At 62.2% G+C, this 7,597-nt stretch carries 6 protein-coding genes; 2 read left to right on the plus strand and 4 right to left on the minus strand.

The annotated features are described in order from the left end of the window. Positions 1-807 (minus strand): EipB family protein, encoded by an 807-nt coding sequence (locus ACE3PR_RS19795; RefSeq protein ID WP_374375626.1) that lies wholly within the window; start codon positions 805-807, stop codon positions 1-3. A gap of 189 nt (positions 808-996) precedes the next feature. Here ACE3PR_RS19795 and ACE3PR_RS19800 point away from each other — a divergent pair, with 189 nt between their 5' ends. After that, positions 997-1,962 (plus strand): 2-hydroxyacid dehydrogenase, encoded by a 966-nt coding sequence (locus tag ACE3PR_RS19800; protein ID WP_374375629.1) that lies wholly within the window; start codon positions 997-999, stop codon positions 1,960-1,962. Positions 1,963-2,088: 126 nt separating this feature from the next. Here the strand turns inward: ACE3PR_RS19800 and ACE3PR_RS19805 are convergent, their stop codons facing one another. After that, positions 2,089-3,594: a Ppx/GppA family phosphatase gene (locus ACE3PR_RS19805; protein WP_374375631.1), complete on the minus strand. Its 1,506-nt coding sequence runs from the start codon at positions 3,592-3,594 to the stop codon at positions 2,089-2,091. A 3-nt stretch (positions 3,595-3,597) separates the two neighbouring features. After that, positions 3,598-5,751: an RNA degradosome polyphosphate kinase gene (locus ACE3PR_RS19810; RefSeq protein WP_374375633.1), complete on the minus strand. Its 2,154-nt coding sequence runs from the start codon at positions 5,749-5,751 to the stop codon at positions 3,598-3,600. A 171-nt stretch (positions 5,752-5,922) separates the two neighbouring features. Between ACE3PR_RS19810 and ACE3PR_RS19815 the strand changes: the two genes are divergently transcribed. Then, complete coding sequence (locus tag ACE3PR_RS19815; protein WP_374375643.1) at positions 5,923-6,420, plus strand: histidine phosphatase family protein; 498 nt, start codon at positions 5,923-5,925, stop codon at positions 6,418-6,420. A gap of 11 nt (positions 6,421-6,431) precedes the next feature. Here the strand turns inward: ACE3PR_RS19815 and ACE3PR_RS19820 are convergent. Then, the coding region (locus ACE3PR_RS19820) for a CHAD domain-containing protein (protein WP_374375636.1) at positions 6,432-7,597 on the minus strand (1,166 nt) is incomplete at its 5' end.

The raw sequence follows: 7,597 nt of genomic DNA on the forward strand, positions 1-7,597 counted from the left end.
TCAGCAGGGTTCCGCCTTCAAGGCGCGGAACTCGTCAAGCCGCGCCTGGATATTGATATCACCCAAAGCGAAGGTGAGATGGCCCACGACGCCGTTCGCAAACAAGCGCAATTGCTGTTCGGTGTCCGGCAGGCCCTCGGGCGAGGCGCTCATGAAATAAGCCAGACCGACGGGAAAGGAACGTTGGCCGTCGAGTTCGGGAACCGGCTTGCCCGGCACGCGCCATTCCGTGTCGCCACCTCCCAACGCGGCACCGACTTCCATCGCCTGCTCGCCGATCGATCCGTCGAAAAGCTGCGCCAGCATATAGCCGCGCCCGGCGGCCTCCGCCGCGATCAGGGCCTCGGTGTGCTGAATCGGGAACAGCACGTCCTTCGGCATGGGAAACTCGCTTTGCTCCGGTAGATCCGCCACGACCTTGATGGCCCCCTCGGCATCGCGCCGCGCCTCGCCACGGCGCCGGGAGGTCTCCTCCGAATCGCTCAGTTCCCGCATGAAATAGCGGAAGCGCGAGCCGTCCTTCGCCTCCCAGGTGACTTGGCTCCAGCCCAGGCGGTGAACCTGGCCGTCTTCGGTGGCCAGCGTCAGTTCCGCTTTCAAATCGACCGCCCAGCCATCGCAGACATCCTTGATCTCATAGGACATCACCCCGTCGCCGCCACTCATGGTGCTGCCGGCGCCGATACCCAGCACATAGACGGCGCGGTGCGGCAGGAGGTCGGCCAGGGCCGATCCGCCGCCCAGGGGGACGATCAGCGCGATCAGAGCCGAAATATGGGAAAAACGGCGCAAAAGACCGGAAATCATCAGCAATCCATAACCTGCGTGGTCAATCTCATCTTCGAGCCGCGGCGTGCGCGGATCGTGTCGTTAACGGGGCAGTTCGGGCCGTTCCTGGCAAGTATGGCATGCAGTTCCTTTGCATGATAGAGCACTCACATCGCGGCGGCACCGGCTTCGGGGCCGCCGTTTTATCCGTACCTTCAGGGGATTTTCATGACTTCTCGGCCCAAACTGCTTGTCACCCGCCGCCTGCCGGACGCCGTCACCAAGCGCCTGATGGCGGGCTACGAGGCCGAGATGAATCCCGACGATCACGTCATGAGCGCCGAGGAATTGCTGGGCAAGGCCGCCGGCAAGGATGCCCTGCTGGTGACCCCCGTCGACAAGATCACCCCCGAGCTGGTGGCAAAGCTGCCCGCCAGCATCAAGATGATCGCGACTTTCTCGGTGGGCTTCGAGCATATCAACACCGACGCGCTCAAGCAGCGCGGCATCAAGGCCTCGAACACCCCGGACGTGCTCACCGATGCCACGGCCGATATCGCCCTCCTCCTTATGCTGGGTGCCGCGCGCCGGGCCTATGAGGGCGAGCGCGCCGTGCGCGAAGCGACCTGGAAGTCCTGGTCGACCACCTACATGCTGGGCGTGCATATGACCGGCAAGCGCCTCGGCGTCTTCGGCATGGGCCGCATCGGTCAGGCGGTGGCCAAGCGCGCCCGTGCCTTCGACATGACCATCCACTATTACAACCGCAGCCGCCTCAAGCCGGAGCTCGAACAAGGCGCCATCTATCATGCCTCGGCCGAGGACATGCTGCCGCATTGCGACTTCCTGTCGATCAACGCGCCAGGTGGCCCCGAGACTCTTCATTGGCTGAATGCCGAGCGCATCGCGCGCATGCCGGACGGCGCCATCGTCGTCAACACCGCGCGTGGCGGCCTGGTCGATGACAACGCCCTCATCGCCGCGTTGAAATCCGGCAAGCTCTTCGCCGCCGGCCTTGACGTGTTCGAGAACGAGCCCAACCTCAACCCGGCCTATCGCGATCTTTCGAACGTGTTCCTGCTGCCGCATCTCGGCAGTGCCACGATCGATACCCGGAATGCCATGGGCTTCAAGGCACTCGACAATCTCGATGCCTTCTTCGCCGGCCGGCCGCTGATCGATCCGATTGCGTAACAGCTAAATCTTATTCCCTCCCCCTTCAGGGGGAGGGTTAGGGTGGGGGCGCAAGTGAAGACTGGCCGCCATCGAGAGCGCTAGCCCCCCTCCCGACCTCCCCCCTGAAGGGGGGAGGAGTTAAATTCAGACGATCGCCACGGGCAGCCTGAACGCGCGGCCGACAGCATCGAGGCGGCGTTGCACGGCTTCGCCGAACATGGCCTCGCCGTCTTTCGGCAAATGCAGTTCGATGCGGTCGTTGCGTTTCTCGATCGTGGTCAGGTGCAGCATGTGCTCGGTACCGGCACTCAGGGCATAAGCAAGACGCAAAGCCGTCCCGGCACGCTGGGCAAAATCGCGGTCATCGTCGCTGAGCAGCCCCAGCATGCTCTGGGCGAAGGGCGCATCCATCCCGCCGCCATAGCGGGTTGCGATGACGAGCGCCAACACCACGCGCTCGGGATGCGTAATGCCCGCGACCGGCAGGCGCAGCACGCGCAAAAAGGCGTGCTCGGCGCGGTAATCCGGATGTTCGCGCCAGGCGATGTCGGAAAGCAGGCAGGCCGCTTCGCGGAGACGCGCCCGCGCCTTCCCTTCCGAGCGGAACAAGGGCGCCAGCCAATCGTCGATCTGATCGCTCACCGAGCCAAAGCGCCCATCGGCGCCGGCCAGATCGGCGCAGCCGACCAGCAACGGGTCGCCTTGCTGTGCCGCCTTGTCGAGCGTGCTGTAGAGATAGCCTTCCCGCAAACCATAGGCCGAGAAGAGAACACATTCCGGCTTCACGGCCTTGATCAGCCGCTCCAGCACCAGCGAACCCAAAGGCACGGTCTCCAATCGGCGCCGTGAAATGCCGCCGACATTGTTGAGGGATTTCTTGCCCAGATGCGCCAGCACATTCGCAAGGTCTTCGCTCTGCCGCCGCGTCATGCGGTATTCATGGATAATGTGGAGCGGATAGCGCGCCTGCTCCATATGGATGCGCGCGAGCGACCGCCAGGTGCCGCCGACGGGATAGAGCGTCTTGCCCTTGACCAGTGACAGCCAATCCAGCTTCTCGAACTGACGGTCGATCAGTTTCTGCGCGGCGTCGAGATCGCCATTGGTCGCCTCGGCCAGGCGCAAAGGTCCCAGCGGCAAGGTCACCTGCTCGCGGATCTGGCCGGCTTCCAGACGCACCAATTCCAGGCTGCCACCGCCCAGATCCCCCATCAGACCGTCGGCATCGGGAATGCCGGCGAGCACGCCTTGCGCCGACAGCCGCGCTTCTTCCTCGCCGGTGACGATCTGAACTTTCTGGCCCGTTTGCTTTTCGATCTGGGCTGCGAAGAGCGTGCCGTCCTTGGCATCGCGTACCGCGGCCGTGGCCAGCAGCGCGATGGATTCAACACCCATCGCTTCCGACAACGTGACGAAACGCCGGATATTGGTGATCGCCGCCGGAATGGCGTCGGGATTGAGATGGCCGTGCCGCTCCAATCCCTTGCCCAGGCCGGGCTGAGCCTTCTCGTTGAAGACCGGCACCGGGCAGCGCGAGCGCTTGTCGAAGACCACCAGACGCAGTGAGTTCGAACCAATATCGATGACGGCGACGCGACCGGATTTGGTAGCCCGGGATGTCGCGGCGGCCTTGCGGAGCGATGCGGTCACCGATCAGGCCTTCGGCAGATCCAGTTTCGGCATCTTCTTCTGCTTCTTCAGCGCCGAGCCACGCCCGGACAAGCTGGGATTGGTCATGAAATAGGTATGGGCGCTGAAGCCGACACCGTCCGCAGGCTTCAGGCGATGGTAATTCCCGTCGCCATCCAGCTCCCAGCTTTGGAGATTGTCCTTGAGATTGGCCATCATGATCTGGTCCAGCACTTGCTGATGCACGGTGGGATTCTCGATCGGTACCAGAATTTCCAGCCGCCTGTCCATGTTGCGCGGCATCCAGTCGGCCGACGAGATGAAGATCTTGGCCGAACGGGAGGGCAAGGCGTGACCATTGCCGAAACAAATGATGCGCGAATGTTCCAGGAACCGCCCGACGATGCTCTTCACCCGGATGTTCTCGGAGAGGCCTTTGACACCCGGTCGCAGGCAGCAGATGCCGCGCACGATCAGCATGATTTTGACGCCGGCCTGGCTCGCCCGATACAGCGCGTCGATGAGACCGGAATCCACCAGCGAATTCAGCTTCACCCAGATGGCGCCGGACCGGCCGGCCTTCACATGCGCAATCTCGTCATCGATCAGCTTCACGATATTGGGGCGCAGATTGACCGGCGCGAAGGAAACCTTCTCGGTCGATTCCGGCTGCGCATAGCCCGTCATGAAGTTGAACAGCCGCGCCGCGTCGTGGCACAGGCCAGGCTCGCAGGTGAAGAAGCTGAGATCGGTATAGATCTTGGCCGTGATCGGGTGATAGTTGCCGGTGCCGTAATGCACATAGGTCCGCATGTTGGCACCTTCGCGGCGCATCACCATGGAAACCTTGGCATGGGTCTTCAAGGCGACGAAACCATAGACGACCTGAACTCCGGCGCGCTCGAGATCGCGCGCCCAGCGGATATTCGCGGCTTCGTCGAAGCGCGCTTTCAGTTCGACCAGCGCGGTGACCGATTTACCGGCCTCTGCCGCCTCGATCAGCGCCTTGACGATGGGACTGTCGTCGCTGGTGCGATAGAGCGTCTGTTTGATCGCCACAACATTGGGATCGCGGGCCGCCTGCAGAATGAACTGCACGACGACGTCGAAGCTTTCGTAAGGATGATGGACCACGATGTCCTTGGCACGAATGGCGGCAAAGCAATCGCCGCCCATCTCGCGGATGCGTTCCGGAAAGCGCGGATTGAAGGGTTGGAATTTGAGATCCGGCCGCTCGCTGATGATGAGCTGCGACGTGGCGGAAAGCCCCAGCAATCCATCGAGCACGAAGACATCCTCGCGCTCGACGTCCAGTTCGTCGATCACGAAGGACAGCAGATCCTCCGGCATGTCGGCATTCACCTTGAGCCGGATCACCAGACCGCGGCGACGGCGCTTCAGCGCGGATTCATAATGTCGCACCAGATCTTCGGCTTCTTCCAGGACCTCGATCTCGCTGTCGCGAATGAGGCGGAAATAGCCTTTGCTGATCACCTCGAAACCCGGGAACAATCGATCGAGATAAAGACCGACGACCGCCTCCAGCGTTAGGAAGCGCACGTTGTAGGGATCGCGCCCCGGCAGACGAATGAAGCGCGGCAGCAGATTGGGCATCATGACAAGGGCGCGCATCGGCTTGCCGTCGGCCAATTGCCGCAGCTCCAGCACCATCGAGAAGCCGAGATTGGGAATGAAGGGGAATGGATGTGCCGGATCGACCGCGAGCGGTGTCAAGACCGGGAAGATCTGGTCCATGAAATGCGCGTCCAGCCATTCCTTCTCGGCGCCGGTGACCTCGGAAGGCTCCAGGACCGAGATGCCGTTCTCTCGGAGATCGTCGCGCAATTGCCGCCAATGCTTCTGCTGATTGCGCATCAATTCGCCGGAGCGTTGGTTGATGGCGTATAATTGCTGGATCGGCGAAAGACCATCGGCCGAAATGACGCTGACATTCGCCCGTTCCTGCCCGCGCAAGCCCGCCACGCGCACCATGTAGAATTCGTCCAGATTGGCCGCCGAGATCGAGAGGAACCGGACCCGTTCCAGAAGTTGGTGGGCCGGATTGCCGGCCTCCTCAAGAACGCGCTCGTTGAAAGCCAGCCACGAGAGCTCCCGGTTGATGAAACGGTTGAGGGAGTCCGGCTGATATTTGGCGTCGATCAGGAGGGCTTCATCCATGATAGCTTCCATTACCTGTGCATTTCCTTGCCCGGCCGTCGTTGCTCCGCCGAGGTCGGGACTAGCGCTAACGGCATCATTTACCTACATTATAGAATAGTCGTATCTTGCTGGGTATTCCTTATAAATCAATTACTTCAATTTGATGACAGAATGAAGACACTGATACTAATGCGCCATGCCAAATCATCCTGGGATGGCGGTGACATGACCGATCACGACCGTCCCCTTTCGTCCCGCGGGCGCGAAGCTGCGCCCAGAATGGGTGCCTGGATCAAGAAAACGCGGCTCCGGCCGGATCTGATGCTTTGCTCCACCGCGGCTCGTGTCCGGGAGACGGTGGCCTTGCTGCGCCCCAGCCTCCCGGCCGACATCACGATCCAGGAGCTCAAGCGCCTCTATATGGCTTTGCCCCGCGAAATCCTGTCCGAGATCGGCCGCGTCCCGGACGACGTCGATACCCTGATGGTGGTCGGTCATAACCCGGGTATCGGCAGCCTCGCCCATTGGCTGGCCGGACAGGGCGACAAGCGCGAGTTGATCCACATCGCCGACAAGTTCCCGACAGCCGGTGTGGCAGTCCTCAGTTTCGAAGTCGATTCCTGGCGCGATGTCGAGGGCGAGACCGGCACATTGCGCCATTTTGCGACGCCGAAAGACGGTGACTGAGGCCGCCCCGGCTATTTCGTTCCCCAGAACTTGCGCTGCTTCAGAAAGTTTTCCCAAGTCGCCGGAAAATCCGCGAGATCGATGGCGATGCGGCGCGACTGCCAGCCCAGCACCACGCCTTCCAGCAGTCTCGTCTCCACTTCGGGAAGGTTGCGTTCCTTCTGCAAGCGGCCAATCAGTTCCACCAGAAGGTGACGCCCGACGACAGCGTCGTTGAGCGAGCCGAGATGTTCCTGGATTTCGCCCAGATGCGTCAGATAGCGCTCGGTGCGTTTGTCGCGGTAGAGCGAGGCGAAGGCCTGGCCCGCGTAACGCATCTTCTTGGCCATGAGGCGCAGGCGGTGAAGGTCTGCCTCGGACAAAGCCGCATGCGCACCGCCCAGCCGCAGCAAACGCTTGTGGCGCTTGGCCAGCAACGCATTGGCGAAGGGGCGCACCGGCCTGTCGAGATTGGCCATCGCAACCGCCGTCTTGCCGCGCCATTCGCCGGTCAGGAGCAGGCGATAGGCTTGCAGCAGCAGCGTCGCATAACGGGGGTTGTCGAGTGCCAGATGCGCGCGGCGCCGGGCTTCTATCCGAGCCGCCTCGGCGATTTCGACCAGTTCCCCGATCGCCGTCTGACCCCTCAGGCGCGCCTGCATCGGCAGCAGCGTATCGGCGATCAGAACATCGAGATCGCGCGCCGGACCGAACTGGCGCTGCAACCACCGGAGATCAATCGAGAGAATGGCATGAGCGCCGTCATCGATGTATTCGCGATAGGCACCGATGGCAGCACGCAGGCGGCGAATGGCGACGCGAAACTGATGAATGGCCTCATCGTCTTCGCTGGCCAGCACGGCCGCTTCATTGCCGCGCAATTGGTCGAGACAATTATGGGCAATCGCTTCAAAGGTCTCGCCGGCGGTGGCCTTGCGCTCCAGTTCCAGCGGCACGGCGCGGATCGGCGCCGGGGCCAGGCCGAAAGCAAGCTGATAGCCCCGCGCCGCCTTGGTCAGGTGGCCGACACGGCCCGGCACCTCTTCCACCAGCTTCTCGGCGCATTTGAAGAGATCGCAAGGCTCGCCGGATTTCAGTTCGAATTCGATCTCGTGGATCGGCGTGCTGCCCATGCGCGAATCAATTTGACCATGATCGACGGCCACTTCGATCTCGCTGCCATTGTGCTGCACGTCCA

Source organism: Dongia sp., from assembly GCF_041909655.1.
In the GTDB taxonomy this organism is placed as follows: domain Bacteria; phylum Pseudomonadota; class Alphaproteobacteria; order Dongiales; family Dongiaceae; genus Dongia.

Coding starts and splice junctions, on each gene's coding strand:
- ACE3PR_RS19795 (WP_374375626.1), bottom strand. CDS start 807: ATGATTTCCGGTCTTTTGCGCCGTTTTTCCCATATTTCGGCTCTGATC.
- ACE3PR_RS19800 (WP_374375629.1), top strand. CDS start 997: ATGACTTCTCGGCCCAAACTGCTTGTCACCCGCCGCCTGCCGGACGCC.
- ACE3PR_RS19810 (WP_374375633.1), bottom strand. CDS start 5,751: ATGGATGAAGCCCTCCTGATCGACGCCAAATATCAGCCGGACTCCCTC.
- ACE3PR_RS19815 (WP_374375643.1), top strand. CDS start 5,923: ATGCGCCATGCCAAATCATCCTGGGATGGCGGTGACATGACCGATCAC.